Origin of the sequence: Komagataeibacter swingsii (assembly GCF_003207895.1) — a bacterium.
GTDB lineage: Bacteria > Pseudomonadota > Alphaproteobacteria > Acetobacterales > Acetobacteraceae > Komagataeibacter > Komagataeibacter swingsii.
In genome coordinates, this window is record NZ_NKUB01000042.1 from 1 (window position 1) to 15,585 (window position 15,585).

Here is a 15,585-nt window from a genome sequence, read left to right on the forward strand (position 1 = left end):
GTGGCGTGGCGGCGGAACGGTGTGCGGCAACATGTTTCGTATCAACCGATTGGGCGCTGGCAGGCGCCGTTGCGGCAACCGCCAGCGGTGATGTCGATGCCAGCAGCAGGCAGGACAGGGCCGGCAGGCTGACAGATGCCGGGACCGCGGCCAGAATACGGAAGGAATGACGTAAAAAATATGGTTTCATGTCGATATTCCTGTTTCATTCCCGGTGTAACCGGCATCCTGGTGCGCAAGAAACGTTTATGGGACCAGAAGAAACAAGATCGTTATTTCTGGTCCATATGTGATGGACTGGTCGGAAAACCAATAATGTAACAACTGGAAGCGCGAGGGGTTGTGCCAATAGATCGATAATGCGTAATTTTCGATCGGCGTTGATGTGCGTTACACAATTAACGTAGGAACCCTAGGCTTTTTAATTCGATACCGGAATGTGTTTTCTCTTGGCTGAAAGCATAAGCTCAGCTTACGGTTGATGGGTATCGCGACCGGATTTCTGCGACAGGCAGCCTGTGGCGGTTTCGTACGGTACAGGCTGCCTGTTTTCATGCGTTTGCGTTCAGGCCGGGATGACTGTCAGGATGCGGCTGCCATTTTGGAACGCTGAAGCATGCCGAACAGGTCACGCGGGTCATCAGGATCCGCCACCATGTCAAGCTTCTCGTACAGCCCGGTTTCTTCAAGCCTGTCACGCACATAACGGAGCGCCGAAAAATCTTCGATCGCAAAGCCGACTGAATCGAAAAGGGTGATCTGGCCTTTTCCTGTCCGGCCCTGTGCCTTGCCAGCAATGACTTCCCACAATTCGGTTACCGGATGGTCCGGGGAAAGCTGCTGGATCTCGCCTTCAATGCGAGTCTGTGGCGGGTACTCGGCGAATATGGACGACCGCAGCAGGATATCGCGATGGAGTTCCGTCTTGCCGGGGCAGTCGCCGCCAACGGCATTGATGTGGATGCCCGCGCCAACCATGTTGTCGGACAGGATCGTGGCGCACTGCTTGTCTGCGGTGACGGTTGTAATGATGTCCGCGTTTTCAACGGCGGCTTCGGTGCTGTCGCAGATGGTCATGTCAAAGCCCATGCCCGCCAGGTTGCGGGCGCATTTTTCCGATGCCGCGCGATCAAGGTCATACAGGCGCAGCGCATGGATCCCGACCATCTCCCGGAACGCGATGGCCTGGAATTCCGATTGGGCGCCATTGCCGATAATGGCCATCGTGCGCGAATTCGCAGGCGCCAGATACCGGGCCGCCATGGCCGATGTCGCTGCGGTGCGCAGCGCTGTCAGGATTGTCATTTCCGAGAGGAGCGTGGGATATCCCGAACTGACATCCGCCAGCATGCCGAAAGCGGTAACGGTCTGCAGGCCCTCCTTCATGTTCTTTGGATGGCCATTTACATACTTGAAGCCATAAAGGCTGCTGTCGCTGGTCGGCATCAGTTCAATGACGCCTTCGGCGGAATGCGCGGCGATACGCGGGGTCTTGTCGAATTCCGGCCAGCGCCTGAAGTCGGCTTCAAGGTATTCGGCCAGTTCGCGCAGGAACACGTCTATGCCAATGGCATGCACGAGCGCCATCATGTTCTCGACCGAGACAAATGGCACGTAGGCGAGATGCGAGGGAGCCGGAGCGGTGAATGACATGTCAGAAGGTCCTTGTCTTGTGTTCGAGAACGCGCCGCCCCAGCAGGCTTGCGGCGAGATCGGTCATGAGCCGCGCCGTCTTGGCGCGCACGTCGAGGAAGGGATTGAGTTCCGCCAGATCCAGGGAGGTGACGAGGCCGCTGTCATGCAGGATTTCCATGATCAGGTGGGCCTCGCGGAATGTCGCGCCGCCACACACGGTCGTGCCGACGGCCGGCGCGATTTCGGGGTCGAGGAAATCCACGTCCAGGCTGACATGCAGGCGGCCATTGGCCTGCCTGACGCGCTGCAGGAAACTGTTCAGCGGCGCTACGATGCCGTGTTCGTCAATGGCGCGCATGTCAAAGACGGTAATGCCGATATCCGCGACATGGCGTTTTTCCGCCTGGTCGACCGAACGGATGCCCATCATGCAGACATTGCGCGGATCAACGAATGCGGCAGGGCGCGGGAACCCCTCGAAACCGGGCTGCCCCGTAAAATAGGCGACAGGCGTGCCATGCAGGTTGCCGCTGGTGGTTGTATGCAGGGTATGGAGGTCGGTATGGGCATCCAGCCACAGCACGAATTGCGGCTGGCCCAGTTCCTGCGCCCTGCGCGCCATGCCGCATATCGTCCCGGCGGACATCGAATGGTCCCCCCCAAGGAAGATCGGCAGGTCGCACGAACCGGCCATTTCATATGCCTTGCGCGTCACGCTTTCGGTCCAGGCGATGATGGCGTCCAGATTGCGTACGGCGGGGTTGGGGTGGCTTATGGCCGCCGCCTGCGCGGGCACCGCGTCCCCCACATCGGTGACCTGCCATCCCAGATTCCGCAGGATTTCAGGCAGGCCCGCGATGCGGAAGGCCGTAGGCCCCATGATGCATCCCCGCTCGGATGTACCACTCTGTGTCGGAATGCCCAGGATCTGGCATGTTTTCATATCAATTCCTTTTATTGGGTTCATGGTTTGCAGGCGACAGGATGCAAGCCGGGGCGGCTGCCCATGCCTGTCCCTTCAGGGCATCAGCCCTGCCGCATGAAATGGCTGACGAACTGGTCAAAGCGTTCGTCCATCCCGCCCCTGAACAGGGCCTGTGGCGTTCCCTGCGCACGGACCCTTCCCTGTTCCAGGAAAACGATCCGGCTTGAAACGTCCCGTGCAAAGGCCATTTCGTGTGTCACGATCAGCATCGTCCGGCCTTCGGCGGCCAGGTCGTGCATCACTTTCAGCACTTCCCCCACCAGTTCGGGGTCCAGCGCGGATGTCGGCTCGTCAAACAGCAGCACGCGCGGCTGCATGACGATGGCCCGCGCAATGGCGACGCGCTGCTGCTGTCCGCCCGAAAGCTGGGACGGGTAGTAACCGGCCCGGTCCGCCATCCCCACGCGGGCCAGGGCGGCTTCCGCCTCGTCCCGGACTTCGTGTCGGTTACGGCCCTGAACGTGGATCGGTGCTTCCATCACATTCTGCAAAACCGTTCTGTGGCTCCACAGGCAGAAGTTCTGGAAAACCATGCCGACCTGCGATCGCAGCCGGTTGACCTGCCCATGGTCGGCAATGCGCAGTCCGTCACCCTTGGGGCGGAACCGGACCCTTTCACCCAGCACGGTCAGGTCGCCGCTGGTGGGAACCTCCAGCAGGTTGAGGCATCTCAGGAAGGTTGATTTTCCGGACCCCGATGCCCCCAGTATGGAAATGACCTCGCCCTCATGGGCTTCAAGATCGACACCCCGCAGCACTTCCAGCGCGCCATAGCGCTTGGTCAGCTTCTGCGCCGTGATGACGGACGGGGCGGGGCCGGATGGCATGGGGGGGGACTGGGCCGGTTGCATGGAAACTCCGGATGAAATCATGTACGTGGGTCAGACCCGGCCACCGGGGCGCAGGTAGCGTTCCAGCATGTGGACACAGACGGCGATAACGAAGGCAAGGCAGAGATAGATCATGCCGGCGATGGTAAAGATCTCCTCGGACCGATAGGTTTTCGCAACCAGCCTGTAGGCGATGCCGGTTACATCCATCAGCGTGATGACGCTGGCCAGCGACGTCGCCTTCAGCAGCAGGTTGGCCTCATTGCCGTAATTCGCCAGGCCATGACGCAATGCCTGCGGCCAGATGATCCGGCGTTGCAGCAGGAAACCGGACATGCCCATTGCCCGTGCGGCTTCGACTTCGTTGCGGGGCACGGCTGCGATGGCGCCACGGATGATTTCCGCGCCATAGGCGGAGGTATTGAGCGACAGGGCAAGGATGGCGCACCAGTAAGCCTGCGCCAGAAAGGGCCACAGGATGGAGGCGCGCAGGAATTCCACCTGGCCGAAACCGTAATATATGATGAAGATCTGGACCAGTAACGGGGTTCCCTGAAACAGCCCGACATATATCCGGGCTGACCAGCGCAGCGGGGCATGGCGGCTTTGGGCCAGTGCGGCGATGCTGGCGGCCAGCAGGAAGCCGATGCACAGCGCGGTGCCAGCCAGCCGCAGCGTAAGGGGCACGCCGCACAGCAGTTCCCCCGCGGTCCGGGTCAGGAAGGGCCAGTCCATCCTATCGTCCCCGGTACCGGGACAGATGTCGTTCGACAGACCTGATCCCGATGCCCGTAACCTGGCCCATGACCAGATAAACGCATGCGGCAGTACCATAGAAAAGAAGCGGCTGCCGGGTCGCGCCCGCGGCGATGGTTGACTGGCGTAGCAGTTCCACAAGGCCGATAATGGACAGCAGGGCGGTTTCCTTCAGGACGGACTGCCATATGTTGCCCAGCGCCGGCAGGGCGAAACGCAATGTCTGTGGCGCGATGATGCGCCATAGCAGCACCACCCGGCCCATGCCGCAGGCAAGCCCCGCCTCGACCTGTCCGCGCTCGAGGCGCAGGTACGCGCTGCGGTAGGTTTCGGTCTGATACGCACCCGAGACCAGCCCGATCGCCAGCACCCCGATGACAAATGACGGCAGGGAAAAGAACCCGGGAAAACCCGCCAGATGCATGAGATGCGTCAGCGCAAGCGAGCCGCCAAAATAGAAAAGGTAGACAACCAGTATTTCAGGTATGCCCCGGAATACGGTCGTGTAAAAGGTGCCGATCCAGCGCAGTGTGGCAACGGATGAAAGCTTCAGCACGGCCCCGGCCGTCCCCAGCATGGCACCGATCGCAAAGCTGCACAGGGCGGCGGCCAGGGTCAGGCCAGCCGCCATAAGCAGCAGCCTGCCCCAGCCATCAACCCCGAAACCGACAAGGGCGAGGGAAGATGCCTTCATCCGCCCGCTCCACTGGCAAAGCGCCCGCAGCCAAAGGGGGCGATCATGGCGTCGATGGCGCCGCTGGTAAGGGACCAGGCGACGGTTTCCCCCACCGCCGGGGCCAGTTCAAAGCCATGCCCGCAGAAACCGAACACATGCCACAGGTCGGGCGTGTCCGTGCCGGGGCCGATAATGGGAACGCCATCGGGGGTGGCCCCTTCCAGCCCGGTCCATGTCCGCAGCACAGGCACGTGCGCCAGCGCGGGAAAGGCCTCAAGGGTGGCAGCCGCACTCTGCGTCATGCGGTCCATGACCGTGAATGACATGTCCTGGTCGGGACAGGGCTTGCCCAGGATGCCGCCGCCGATAACCAGCGACCCGACAGCGCTCTGCTTGAAGGACAGCGGCCTGTCGATGCCGATCACGACAGGGCCAAGGAATGGCTGGGTCCGCGCCGTCACCATCATGGACGGCGCCACGGTCTTCAGCGGCAGGGTCTGTCCGGCCATGGCCGCCACCTGTGCGCCCCATGCGCCCGCGCAGTTGATGAGGACGCCGCCCTCGTGATGGCCCGAAGGCGTTTGTACCCGCCATCCCCCGCCGGGGACACGTTCCAGTCCCACCGCGCGGCAGTTCTGCACGACCCGGGCGCCCGCCGCCACGGCGGCTTCCCTGAATGCGCGGGTGGCGGCGGCCGGGTTGGCGTGGCCGTCCCCGCGTGAGATGAGGCCGCCAAGCACGGTGTCCGTAATGCCGGGCAGCATGCCGCGCACCGCATCGCGCGACAGGAGTTCCTCCTTCCCCAGTCCGCGTCTGTGCATGTCTTCCGCGCGCTGGATCGCCCACGACATTTCAGCCTGGTCCAGTGCAACCGCGATCTGGCTGACGCCAAGGCGGATTTCACACGATCTGGCCGCCGCGTCCCCCACCAGCCGGTCAAGATGGCCCCAGTGCCACAGGGCGCGTTGCGAAAGGGGGTATTCCCGCCAGTCCCGCAGCAGCGTCCTCAACCCGCCGGCATTGACGCTGGAGGCATGCCGCCCCGCCACGTTCTTGTCCAGCAGCGTGACCTTCCAGCCTGCCCGAGCCAGAAACAGCGCGATTGAACAGCCCTGAAGCCCCGCACCGATGATAAGGGCGGTTTCAGTGTGCCGGGACATGGGTCGTATCCTCCCTGTCATTTTCGGGCTTGTCTTCCAGTGTCAGCAGTTCGGTCTCGCGTGGATCAAGGCCCGTCAGGCTGGCAAGCGCGCCAAGCGGCAGGGGGCGTATGGGCGGCCGCCCCCTGAATACGGGCAGCGCGGGGCTATCGGCACCCTGACATTCGGCGATCAGGCGTGCCGCGGTAACCATGCAGTTGCGGCCCTGGCATGGTCCCATCCCGCAGCGTGTTTCCCCACGCAGGGCGTCCATGTTGGTGAAGCCGGCACGGATCTTTTCACGCAGGGCGCCCGCGGTCAGTTCCTCGCAGCGGCAGACAATCGTATCGTCTCCCGGCAGGGTCGCCGAAAGGCCCGGTGGGAATGCCGCGTCCAGAAAGGGACGCGCGGACAGGGTCCTGCCAACCGCTTCCCGCGCCTTTGTGGAAACGCTGCCTCCCCTGCCAAGATCGGCAAGCATGGCCTGCGCGGCCAGCCGACCATGCGCGATGGCGGCTTCGGCCCCGCCGATCCTTCGGGCGTCGCCCGTAATGCGGATGGCGCAGTGTTCCGGCCGCAGTCCGGGCGGCAGGGTGGAGGCGGCCTGCCCGTTCGGCGTCGTGCGCGGCCGCCAGCTTGCATTGGCCTGATCCCACTGTAGGGCCAGCCCGGCGCCGTTGGGAATATCGACTGCGGGGACGATGCCGTCATGCACCACCAGCAGGTCGCAGGGCACGCGCATTTTCCGGCCCCTGACCGTGAAGCTCACCGCCTCAACCTTTTCGTGGCCTTCCGCGACAAGGCCGGACAGGCCCGTGACGGATCGCACGCCCGCCAGCTTCAGGTGCGCAAGCCACCCCAGTCCCTTTATCACCGGGGCCAGCCCATCCCGTCGCAGATGGCGCACGGCCCGCACGCCATCGGCAAAGTGGTCGGTCCGCCCGATCAGTGGGGGTTTTACACCCAGCCTGTGCAACTGCCGGGCCAGCAGCAGCAGCAGCGGCCCCGTTCCCGCCAGCACGACATTGCCTGTTGGCTTGAGACCGCCTGCCTTCAGCAGTGTCTGGACCGCCCCCGCGGTCATGACGCCCGGCAGCGTCCAGCCCGGAAAAGGTGTAGGCCGTTCCATCGCGCCATGGGCCAGCAGGACGCGGGATGCGCGGAGGTAGCCTGCTTCCATTCCCCGCAGCCAGCCCACCGTTCCGTCCGTCCGGACTTCCCATACTGTCGTCTGGCTGCGGTAATCGATGCGCGTACAGGCCCGGAAACGCCGGATAAGGTCCGCCCCGGCACGATAGGATGGCCCGAGGGCGGCAAGCAGTTCACCCCCGCCGGAACGATCCGCCGCGATATTGGCTTCGAGATTGCGGAATATCTGCCCCCCCGGCGCCGGCTGCATGTCCATGACGATGACCGAGCAGCCCGCTTGCGCCAGTTCGATCGCGGCGGCCATGCCTGATGGCCCGCAGCCGACAATGATGGCATCCGCATCCATGGGAACCTGCGGGACGGGGCGGGGGGCGGTTGCCTGTGTCATGGTGCGGATTTCCCCAGCGCGGCGGCCGCGCCGTTCTGGCATCGGACCCGCATGCCCTCACGCACAACCGTCAGGCAGGCCTGCTGGTTACCAATGCCGTCAATTTCCACCAGGCAGTCAAAGCAGTTGCCAATCATGCAGTAGGGCAGGCGGGGCGCGCCGGATACCGGCGTAAGCCGGTTATATGGCAATCCCGCGCGCAGCAGGCAGGCGGCGACGCTTTCCCCCCTGCTGGCGGTGACGGGGTGGCCATTCAGGTAAAGCGTGACACCCTGCGTAATGGGGGAGAGAGAAGAAAACATCTTAACCCTGCGATCGTGGTGAGAAGGCATGTTCAGTCATGAATCGAGATATCCGTGCCGAACCACTTTTCCGACAAAGCCCGGTTCGTGCCATCGTGATTGACGGAAGCAAGGGCCGCATTGAAGGCGTTGCGCAGGTCGTCATCATCCGGGCGGAATGCCATGTTGGTCGTATCCGACCCCAGTACGCCGCCCGAAAATGTCGGGCCGGTCATGACCAGCGATCCCTTCGGGGCTTCCTCCATGAGGGTTCTGAAGGTCGTGACGTTGGCGATCGCGATGTCGATGCGCCCGGCGGCCAGTTCCATCCCGAGCTGCTCGAACGAGGGATATTCCATGACAGTGAGGCCCCTGAGATAGGCTTCGGCGAATACGGCGGCGGTTGAACCCGTCTGGACGCCGATCACCTTGCCCGCAAGGTCGGTTTTCAGGGCATCCAGCGCCGCGTGCGCCGGTTGTGGGTCCCGTGTCAGGTCAAACGATGTCCCGTCATGGGGCAGGTGCGCCAGCGGGCTTGCGCCCGTTGTCAGGAAACCGTTCGGTGCGCGGGTATAGGGGATGGAAAAGGCAACGACCCGGCTGCGCTCTTCCGTAATGCCCATGGATGCGATGATGGCGTCGTACTGCCCCACGCGCAGCCCGGGGATAAGGCCATTCCAGTCCTGTGTCACAACCCGGCATGTCGCGTTCATGCGCTGGCAGAGGATTTTTACAAGATCCATTTCGTATCCGGCGTATGAACCATCCGGTTTTGCAAAATCCCACGGCGGATAGGTGCCTTCCGTGGCGATCGTGATCCTGCGGGGCTGCCCCGCGGCCCGGCCGGAGGCGGGAAATGCCAGCAGCATGCATGCGATCGCCAGACAGGTCGCGCGAAGGGGCATTCATGGTTTCCCGTTGGGTGCGTGTCACAAAAGTCTATGTAACTGCTTTAGATTTTTAAATGCGGCATCGGAATATATTTTTTCTTGGCAGAAAGCATAAGCTCAGCTTACGGTTTATGCATGCAACCGTACCGCATTCCGTCCCTGAACTGGCTGCGCGTTTTCGATGCGGCGGCCCGGCACCAGAGCTTTGCCTCCGCAGGGCGTGAGCTGAACATGTCGGCAGCCGCGGTCAGCCAGCAGATCCTTGCCCTTGAGACCTATCTCAGGAAGCCGCTTTTCGTCAGAAGCGCCAACAGGGTCCGGCTGACGCTGGAGGGGAACGAGTTCCTGCCAACCGTGCAGGTATCATTAAGGGCCATTGAAGCGAAGACCGCCTCCCTTTTCCCCAGGAAGGACGTAGAACGGATATCGCTTGTCGCAAGCCAGCTTATGGCGATGAGCTGGCTGCCACGGCGCCTGGGGGCATTTGAACGCAGGCATCCCTCGGTGCGCATCGACCTGATCATAGAGGACATGCAGCGGCACACCGAGCCGGACCTGGCGATCCGCTTCGACCATGGCATGTCCACCCTTTCGCATCCCGGCTGGCTGATGGGCATAACGCATGTCGTCGTCGGTAACCTGCCGGATGTCGAGACGATAGGGAATGCCAGTGAAATAACGGATTACAGGCTGCTGGACGTGCGTTCGCATGCGGTTGGCTGGAATACGCTGCTGACGCGGTACCCCGGCATGATTGATGAGCCGGGGCTGATTGTGGAATCCGTTGATACCACGCCGCTTGCCCTGATAATGGTCAAGGAAAGTCATGCCCTGGCGCTTGTGCCGTGGCCTGCGTCGCGAAATCTGGTCCAGGCGCTCGGGCTTGGTGTCTGCAAGGCCATTCCCGCCATCCCGGGGCTGGGCAATTATTACATGGAACAGTCTACGGGGCATGGTGCCCGACCGATCATAGACAGGTTCTGCGAGTACCTGCGGGATATGGAACACGACCCCGCGTGACGTGCGTGGCGGCCTGAACGGTTCTGTGCGTTCCCGATCGCCCTACGCAATTTTACGCAATGGACCTGGCAGGCATAATGTGTACAGTCCGTTGCTTATGTCCGGATGGAAGTGGAGCTTGTGATTACGCCTCTTCAGCGTGCAAGGGGACGGTTCGGTCTGGAAGTCAGGGTGTGTGGCGAGCGCACGCGCATGGCTGATCTTGTGCAGGCGGGGTGCTGCCGCCTGCTTTTCCCGCGCGTGGCGGGGCCGGGGATGGAGGCCGCCACCGTCAACATATCCGGCGGCATTGCCGCGGGCGACCGTATCGAGGGCCATCTTGCCTGTGGCGAGGGGACGGACCTGCTGGTCACCTCGCAGGCGGCCGAGCGGATCTATCGCGCCCGCGCCGGTGATGAACCGGCCGAAATCGCGCTGACATGCCAGGTGGCCGCCAATGCCCGGCTTGAATGGCTGCCGCATGGCACGATCTTTTTTGATGGCAGCCATATGCGTCGCCACATGAGGGTGGACATGGCGGGTTCTTCGTCCTTCCTGTTTCTGGAAAGCCGGATATTCGGCCGCAGGGGTTCGGGGGAACGCCTGTCGCGGCTGGGCGTGCGGGATCGCCTGACCATCCGGCGCGATGGCGGATTGCTGCTGGAAGACATGCTGCGGCTGGAAAGCACGGATGTCGCGGCCCTGATGGCGCAACCCGCAATCGCGGGGGGGCAGGGGGCCGTGGCGACACTGGTGCTGGTCAGCCCGCATGCCATGGGCCTGCTGCCCGCGCTGAACGCGCGGCTGGCGGCGCCTGAATGTGCGGGGTTTGCCGCCTCGGCATGGAATGGCATGCTGGTGGCAAGGGGGCTGGCCCCCGGGGGCTGGGCGCTGGAAGTCGCCCTGCGCCACATCCTGCCGGTGCTGCGGGGCGCGCGGCCCCTGCCATCCACATGGCGGTCATGATGAGGCGCGACACGCGCGCAAGGGAGCGGATCGATACATGAAGCTGACACCCCGAGAAAAGGACAAGCTGCTTGTCTCCATGGCGGCCATGGTGGCCCGGCGCAGGCTGGAGCGCGGCGTGCGCCTGAACTATCCCGAGGCCGTAGCCCTGATTACCGACCATGTCGTGGAAGGCGCGCGCGACGGGCTGAGTGTGGCGGATCTCATGGCCAGTGGCGGCCATGTGCTCACGCGCGCGCAGGTCATGCCCGGCGTGGCTGAGATGATCCATGACGTACAGGTCGAGGCGACCTTTCCCGATGGCACGAAACTGGTGACAGTCCATGACCCGATACGCTGATCCCCTGCCCGAAGGTGCCGTGCCGGGCGAAATCCTGCCTGCTGATGGCGATATCACCCTGAATGCAGGGCAGCCCCGCCGCGTGCTGCGCGTGACCAATACCGGCGACCGTCCCGTGCAGGTTGGCAGCCATTATCATTTTGCCGAGGTCAATCCGGCCCTGCATCTTGACCGGGCGCAGGCGGTGGGCTGGCGGCTGGATGTGCCATCCGGCGGCGCGGTGCGTTTTGAGCCGGGGCAGGAACGTGACGTGGCACTGGTGCCCCTGCGCGGGGCGCGGCGTGTGATCGGCTTCAGGGGGGACGTGATGGGGAGCGTGGATAAATGACCCGTCTTGCACGGCATGATTACGCAGGCCAGTTCGGTCCCACTACCGGCGACCGCGTGCGGCTGGCCGATACGAACCTGCTGGTGGAGGTGGAAAAGGATTTCACCATATACGGCGAGGAAGTGCGTTTTGGCGGTGGCAAGACCATCCGTGACGGCATGGGGCAATCCCAGGCCACACGGGCGCAGGGGGCTGCGGATACCGTCATCACCAATGCGCTGATCATTGACCACTGGGGTATCGTCAAGGCCGATGTGGGGCTGCGTGACGGGCGGATCGCAGCCATTGGCAAGGCAGGCAACCCCGATATCCAGCCCGGCGTGGATATCATCATCGGGCCGGGCACGGAAATTATTGCGGGCGAAGGCAAAATCCTGACTGCAGGCGGCATCGACAGCCATATTCACTTCATCTGCCCCCAGCAGATCGAGGAGGCGCTGGCATCCGGCATCACCACCATGCTGGGCGGGGGCACGGGTCCCGCCACGGGCACGGCCGCCACCACCTGCACGCCGGGGCCGTGGCATCTGGCCCGCATGCTGCAGGCGGCCGACGCCTTTCCGGTCAACCTCGCATTCGCGGGCAAGGGCAATGCCTCCCGCCCCGAAGGGCTGGAGGAAATGGTGCGCGCGGGGGCAAGCTGCCTGAAACTGCATGAGGACTGGGGTTCGACGCCCGCAGCCATCGACTGCTGCCTTGGTGTGGCCGACCGGATGGACGTGCAGGTCATGATCCATACCGATACGCTGAACGAAAGCGGCTTTGTCGAGGACACGATCGCGGCCTTCCAGGGGCGCACCATCCATGCCTTCCATACCGAAGGGGCGGGCGGTGGCCATGCGCCGGACATCATCCGGGTGGCGGGGCTGCCCAATGTCCTGCCCTCTTCCACCAACCCGACACGGCCCTATACGCGCAATACGCTGGACGAGCATCTGGATATGCTCATGGTCTGCCATCACCTCGACCCGAAGGTGCCCGAGGACATCGCCTTTGCCGAAAGCCGCATCCGGCGCGAGACCATCGCGGCGGAGGACATCTTTCACGACATGGGCGTGCTGTCCATGATGTCATCCGACAGCCAGGCCATGGGCCGTGTGGGGGAAGTGCCGCTGCGCACATGGCAGACGGCCCATAAAATGAAAGCGCAGCGCGGCCCGCTGCCCGGTGATGGCGCGGCGGACAACAACCGCGTCAGGCGCTACATCGCCAAATACACCATCAACCCGGCCATAGCCCATGGCCTGTCGCATGAGGTCGGGTCCATCGCGGTGGGCAAGCTGGCCGATCTTGTGCTGTGGGAACCCGCCTTCTTCGGCATCAAGCCCGATCTGGTCATAAAGGGTGGTGCGATCGCCTATGCCATGATGGGCGACCCGAATGCGTCCATCCCCACGCCGCAGCCGGTGCATGGCCGCATGATGTTTGGCGGCTATGGTGGCGCGCTGGCGCATACAAGCCTGACATTCGTATCAAAAGCGGCGCTGGAGGATGACATCGGCCAGAAACTTGGCCTGCGCAAGGGCCTTTCCGCCGTGTCCGGCACGCGCGGCGGCATTGGCAAGCGCAGCATGATCCATAACGACGCCATGCCGCATATCGAGGTGGATCCCGAAACGTACGAGGTGCGTGCCGATGGCGTGCTGCTGACGTGCGAGCCTGCCGACATCCTGCCCATGGCCCAGAGGTATTTCCTGTTCTGATGACCCGTGTTACCGAAATCCTGCCAGCGGGAAGCTGGCCGGCCGCTGATGCGGCGGATGTGTTTGCCGCCGATTATGAAGGCCGTCATCGCCGACGCATGATGCTGCCGCTGCGTTCGGGTGCGAAAGTACTGCTCGAACTGGGGCACGCCCGCCTGCTGCATGAGGGCGACGGCCTGCGGCTGGATGATGGGCGCATCGTACGGGTCGAGGCCATGCCGGAAGACCTGATGGAAGTCACGGCGCATGATGCGCTGCACCTGCTGCGGTTGGCATGGCATCTGGGCAACCGGCATCTGCCCGCCGCCATTGGGGAACGGTGTATCCTTGTGCGTCATGACCATGTGATCGCCGACATGATCCATGGCCTTGGTGGTCATGTCCGTACCGTACGCGCCCCATTCGACCCCGAAAGCGGCGCCTATGCCGGACGGGCGGGCGCACATGCCCATTCGCACGACCATGGCGACGGACATCATCATTCGCATGACTGAGCATCGGCCGGGCGGACTGGATTTCCTGCGGCTGCTGTCATGGGTGTCGCCTGCGTTTCCCACGGGGGGGTATGCCTACAGCCACGGGCTGGAATGGGCGGTCGAAAGCGGTGCCGTGCGTGACGTGGAAACGCTGTGCGCATGGATCGGCGCCCTGTTGCGGCATGGCAGTGCCGGCAATGACCTCATCATCCTGCATGCCGCATGGGCGGCCGGGAGGGATGACGGACGCCTGCGCGATATTGCGCGCTTCGCCTGTGCCTGCGCGTCGTCGCGGGAACGGTATGAGGAGACGGTCCAGCAGGGCGAGGCCTTCCTGCGCGCGGCAGGCGTATGGGATGTCGTGCCGCCCCGGGCCGTGCTGGCGGGCACGCGCTGGCCGCTGCCGGTGGCGCAGGGGCTTGTGTTCCGCCGTGGGGGCATTGCCTGCGGGCAGGCCGTGCTTTCGGGGGGATACGCGGCGGTGGCCGCCCTTGTATCCGCCGCCGTCAGGCTGGTGCCACTGGGGCAGACGGATGGGCTGCGCGCGCTTTCCCGGCTGGAACCCGTGCTGGTGGAAGCCGCGCGGCAGGCGCAGGCGCAGGCATTGGAAGACGTGGGCGGGGCCTGTTTTGGTTCCGACCTTGCGGCCATGCATCATGAAACTCAGGAAACAAGGTTGTTCAGGACATGACAAAGGCAGAACATGGCCCGCTGCGCGTAGGCATTGGTGGCCCGGTGGGCACGGGCAAGACGGCATTGATGGATGCACTGTGCCGCCGCTTTCGTGATGAATATGATATTGCCGCCATCACGAATGATATCTACACGCGCGAGGATGCCGAGTTCCTGACCCGTGCGGGTTCGCTGCCGCCCGAGCGGATCATGGGGATTGAAACCGGCGGCTGTCCGCATACCGCCATCCGTGAGGACGCCAGCATCAACCTCGCCGGTATCGCCGAACTGACGGACCGTTTCGCGGGGCTGGACCTGGTGCTGGTGGAAAGCGGGGGCGACAACCTTGCCGCCACCTTCAGCCCGGAACTGGCGGACCTGACCATTTACGTCATTGATGTCTCGGCTGGTGACAAGATCCCGCGCAAGGGCGGCCCCGGCATTACGCGCAGCGACCTGCTGGTCATCAACAAGATCGATCTTGCACCTTATGTAGGGGCCGATCTTGGTGTCATGGACCGTGATAGCAGGCGCATGCGTGGCGCGCGGCCATTCGTGTTCGCCAATATACGCGCGGACGAGGGGGTGGAGGCGATTGCCCGCTTCATTATCGAACAGGGCGGCCTGTAACGTATCGGATAAGTAACAAATCTATTATCCTGACGTCCTGAACCTGTCGTGACCATGCGGGAAACTGGGATGTCATCGGATATATCCATATTTCCTGTTTCGGTATGCACGTCCATGGCTCATGCCGTGCCGGAATGGGAAAAGGCCGGGAAGGGACCGCTCTAAGTAATTTCACGCATCTGCCCTGCCGATGCAATTTCGTAATGTTTCCTTGTCGCTAGCCGGTGACCGCCAGCCACAAGGGGATGTTCATGATTGCGCTTGTCCCCCGCTTCATGATGAGCCAGAAGAAAAAACTGCTCCGTTGCGGCGGCATCCTGTCGGCCTGCGTCGTTATCGGGGCCGCCATGCCGCAGCCGGCCCGCGCGGGGACAACCGTCAATTTTGGCAAGGACCAGTTCTTTACCCTTGGTCCGGGGGGCAGGGCGCAGTATCTCAGCCACGACACCACCATGCCCGGAAATGGCGACGCCGCCAGTGCAAGCGACCTGCGTATATACATGGGCGCGCAGTTCCACAAATATGTCAAATCCACGCTCAATCCTGAACGCCTGCGTGACGGGAACTGGAACGTGCTGGACGGCATCCTGCAGGTCGAGCGGTGGAAGGCGTTCAATATCTGGGGCGGCCGTATGTTGACACCTAGAGCACGCTGCGAATAGCTTGAATCGCAGGATTTCCAAAGGGCATGTGATGTGATTCAAGATGAAGACTGGCGGAGGAGGCCAGACTTCATGCCCAG

General features: G+C 63.1%; 18 protein-coding genes and 1 pseudogene. 9 read left to right on the forward strand and 10 right to left on the reverse strand.

Features of this window, described 5'->3' with window-relative positions; all coding sequences use genetic code 11:
- The 10 genes from CFR76_RS16000 to CFR76_RS16045 all read right to left on the reverse strand — a co-directional run.
- Positions 1-190: hypothetical protein (locus CFR76_RS16000; protein WP_146222711.1), on the reverse strand; the 190-nt coding region annotated here is incomplete at its 3' end.
- Positions 191-582: 392 nt separating this feature from the next.
- The gene (locus tag CFR76_RS16005; protein ID WP_110557837.1) at positions 583-1,653 is read right to left on the reverse strand and encodes an ornithine cyclodeaminase; all 1,071 of its coding nucleotides are present in this window, start codon (positions 1,651-1,653) and stop codon (positions 583-585) included.
- A gap of 1 nt (position 1,654) precedes the next feature.
- A complete protein-coding gene (rocF, locus tag CFR76_RS16010) occupies positions 1,655-2,578 on the reverse strand; it encodes an arginase (RefSeq protein WP_110557838.1) in 924 nt (307 codons plus the stop codon).
- 83 nt (positions 2,579-2,661) lie between these two features.
- Positions 2,662-3,471, reverse strand: a complete 810-nt coding sequence (locus tag CFR76_RS16015) for an ABC transporter ATP-binding protein (RefSeq protein WP_110557839.1) — start codon at positions 3,469-3,471, stop codon at positions 2,662-2,664.
- Positions 3,472-3,501: 30 nt separating this feature from the next.
- A complete protein-coding gene (locus tag CFR76_RS16020; protein WP_110557840.1) occupies positions 3,502-4,185 on the reverse strand; it encodes an ABC transporter permease in 684 nt (227 codons plus the stop codon).
- A 1-nt stretch (position 4,186) separates the two neighbouring features.
- Complete coding sequence (locus tag CFR76_RS16025) at positions 4,187-4,900, reverse strand: ABC transporter permease (RefSeq protein ID WP_110557841.1); 714 nt, start codon at positions 4,898-4,900, stop codon at positions 4,187-4,189.
- Positions 4,897-6,042, reverse strand: a complete 1,146-nt coding sequence (locus tag CFR76_RS16030; protein ID WP_110557842.1) for an NAD(P)/FAD-dependent oxidoreductase — start codon at positions 6,040-6,042, stop codon at positions 4,897-4,899. The genes CFR76_RS16025 and CFR76_RS16030 overlap by 4 nt, the downstream gene beginning before the upstream one ends.
- Entirely contained in the window at positions 6,026-7,558 is a 1,533-nt protein-coding gene (locus tag CFR76_RS16035; protein WP_110557851.1) for an FAD/NAD(P)-dependent oxidoreductase, read from the reverse strand. The genes CFR76_RS16030 and CFR76_RS16035 overlap by 17 nt, the downstream gene beginning before the upstream one ends.
- The gene (locus CFR76_RS16040) at positions 7,555-7,860 is read right to left on the reverse strand and encodes a (2Fe-2S)-binding protein (protein WP_110557843.1); all 306 of its coding nucleotides are present in this window, start codon (positions 7,858-7,860) and stop codon (positions 7,555-7,557) included. The genes CFR76_RS16035 and CFR76_RS16040 overlap by 4 nt, the downstream gene beginning before the upstream one ends.
- Before the next feature lie 32 nt (positions 7,861-7,892).
- Positions 7,893-8,744: a transporter substrate-binding domain-containing protein gene (locus CFR76_RS16045; RefSeq protein WP_110557844.1), complete on the reverse strand. Its 852-nt coding sequence runs from the start codon at positions 8,742-8,744 to the stop codon at positions 7,893-7,895.
- Between the two features lie 120 nt (positions 8,745-8,864).
- Here CFR76_RS16045 and CFR76_RS16050 point away from each other — a divergent pair, with 120 nt between their 5' ends.
- The 9 genes and pseudogenes from CFR76_RS16050 to CFR76_RS18545 all read left to right on the forward strand — a co-directional run.
- Positions 8,865-9,749: a LysR family transcriptional regulator gene (locus tag CFR76_RS16050; protein ID WP_110557845.1), complete on the forward strand. Its 885-nt coding sequence runs from the start codon at positions 8,865-8,867 to the stop codon at positions 9,747-9,749.
- 120 nt (positions 9,750-9,869) lie between these two features.
- Complete coding sequence (locus tag CFR76_RS16055) at positions 9,870-10,694, forward strand: urease accessory protein UreD (protein WP_244191986.1); 825 nt, start codon at positions 9,870-9,872, stop codon at positions 10,692-10,694.
- Positions 10,695-10,731: 37 nt separating this feature from the next.
- Positions 10,732-11,034 (forward strand): urease subunit gamma, encoded by a 303-nt coding sequence (locus CFR76_RS16060; RefSeq protein ID WP_110557846.1) that lies wholly within the window; start codon positions 10,732-10,734, stop codon positions 11,032-11,034.
- Positions 11,018-11,362 carry an urease subunit beta gene (locus CFR76_RS16065; protein ID WP_110557847.1) on the forward strand — a complete coding sequence of 115 codons (345 nt, stop codon included), beginning with the start codon at positions 11,018-11,020 and terminating at the stop codon, positions 11,360-11,362. Before CFR76_RS16060 ends, CFR76_RS16065 begins: the two co-directional genes overlap by 17 nt.
- Positions 11,359-13,065 (forward strand): urease subunit alpha, encoded by a 1,707-nt coding sequence (gene ureC / locus CFR76_RS16070; protein ID WP_110557848.1) that lies wholly within the window; start codon positions 11,359-11,361, stop codon positions 13,063-13,065. The genes CFR76_RS16065 and ureC overlap by 4 nt, the downstream gene beginning before the upstream one ends.
- Positions 13,065-13,559, forward strand: coding sequence for an urease accessory protein UreE (ureE, locus tag CFR76_RS16075; protein WP_110557849.1), 495 nt, complete (start codon positions 13,065-13,067; stop codon positions 13,557-13,559). Before ureC ends, ureE begins: the two co-directional genes overlap by 1 nt.
- Positions 13,552-14,232 (forward strand): urease accessory protein UreF, encoded by a 681-nt coding sequence (locus CFR76_RS16080; protein ID WP_110557853.1) that lies wholly within the window; start codon positions 13,552-13,554, stop codon positions 14,230-14,232. Before ureE ends, CFR76_RS16080 begins: the two co-directional genes overlap by 8 nt.
- Positions 14,229-14,843 carry an urease accessory protein UreG gene (gene ureG, locus CFR76_RS16085; protein ID WP_110557850.1) on the forward strand — a complete coding sequence of 205 codons (615 nt, stop codon included), beginning with the start codon at positions 14,229-14,231 and terminating at the stop codon, positions 14,841-14,843. The genes CFR76_RS16080 and ureG overlap by 4 nt, the downstream gene beginning before the upstream one ends.
- A 224-nt stretch (positions 14,844-15,067) precedes the next feature.
- A pseudogene (locus CFR76_RS18545) lies at positions 15,068-15,496 on the forward strand (porin); the annotation flags it as partial.
- Positions 15,497-15,585 lie beyond the last annotated feature (89 nt).

What these genes read in the sequence shown, in the direction of transcription:
- CFR76_RS16005 (WP_110557837.1), bottom strand. Translation starts at nt 1,653, where the DNA reads ATGTCATTCACCGCTCCGGCTCCCTCGCATCTCGCCTACGTGCCATTT.
- CFR76_RS16015 (WP_110557839.1), bottom strand. Translation starts at nt 3,471, where the DNA reads ATGCAACCGGCCCAGTCCCCCCCCATGCCATCCGGCCCCGCCCCGTCC.
- CFR76_RS16065 (WP_110557847.1), top strand. Translation starts at nt 11,018, where the DNA reads ATGACCCGATACGCTGATCCCCTGCCCGAAGGTGCCGTGCCGGGCGAA.
- CFR76_RS16025 (WP_110557841.1), bottom strand. Translation starts at nt 4,900, where the DNA reads ATGAAGGCATCTTCCCTCGCCCTTGTCGGTTTCGGGGTTGATGGCTGG.
- CFR76_RS16040 (WP_110557843.1), bottom strand. Translation starts at nt 7,860, where the DNA reads ATGTTTTCTTCTCTCTCCCCCATTACGCAGGGTGTCACGCTTTACCTG.
- CFR76_RS16045 (WP_110557844.1), bottom strand. Translation starts at nt 8,744, where the DNA reads ATGCCCCTTCGCGCGACCTGTCTGGCGATCGCATGCATGCTGCTGGCA.
- ureE (WP_110557849.1), top strand. Translation starts at nt 13,065, where the DNA reads ATGACCCGTGTTACCGAAATCCTGCCAGCGGGAAGCTGGCCGGCCGCT.
- CFR76_RS16060 (WP_110557846.1), top strand. Translation starts at nt 10,732, where the DNA reads ATGAAGCTGACACCCCGAGAAAAGGACAAGCTGCTTGTCTCCATGGCG.
- ureC (WP_110557848.1), top strand. Translation starts at nt 11,359, where the DNA reads ATGACCCGTCTTGCACGGCATGATTACGCAGGCCAGTTCGGTCCCACT.
- CFR76_RS16080 (WP_110557853.1), top strand. Translation starts at nt 13,552, where the DNA reads ATGACTGAGCATCGGCCGGGCGGACTGGATTTCCTGCGGCTGCTGTCA.
- CFR76_RS16020 (WP_110557840.1), bottom strand. Translation starts at nt 4,185, where the DNA reads ATGGACTGGCCCTTCCTGACCCGGACCGCGGGGGAACTGCTGTGCGGC.
- rocF (WP_110557838.1), bottom strand. Translation starts at nt 2,578, where the DNA reads ATGAAAACATGCCAGATCCTGGGCATTCCGACACAGAGTGGTACATCC.
- CFR76_RS16035 (WP_110557851.1), bottom strand. Translation starts at nt 7,558, where the DNA reads ATGACACAGGCAACCGCCCCCCGCCCCGTCCCGCAGGTTCCCATGGAT.
- CFR76_RS16050 (WP_110557845.1), top strand. Translation starts at nt 8,865, where the DNA reads ATGCAACCGTACCGCATTCCGTCCCTGAACTGGCTGCGCGTTTTCGAT.
- CFR76_RS16030 (WP_110557842.1), bottom strand. Translation starts at nt 6,042, where the DNA reads ATGTCCCGGCACACTGAAACCGCCCTTATCATCGGTGCGGGGCTTCAG.
- ureG (WP_110557850.1), top strand. Translation starts at nt 14,229, where the DNA reads ATGACAAAGGCAGAACATGGCCCGCTGCGCGTAGGCATTGGTGGCCCG.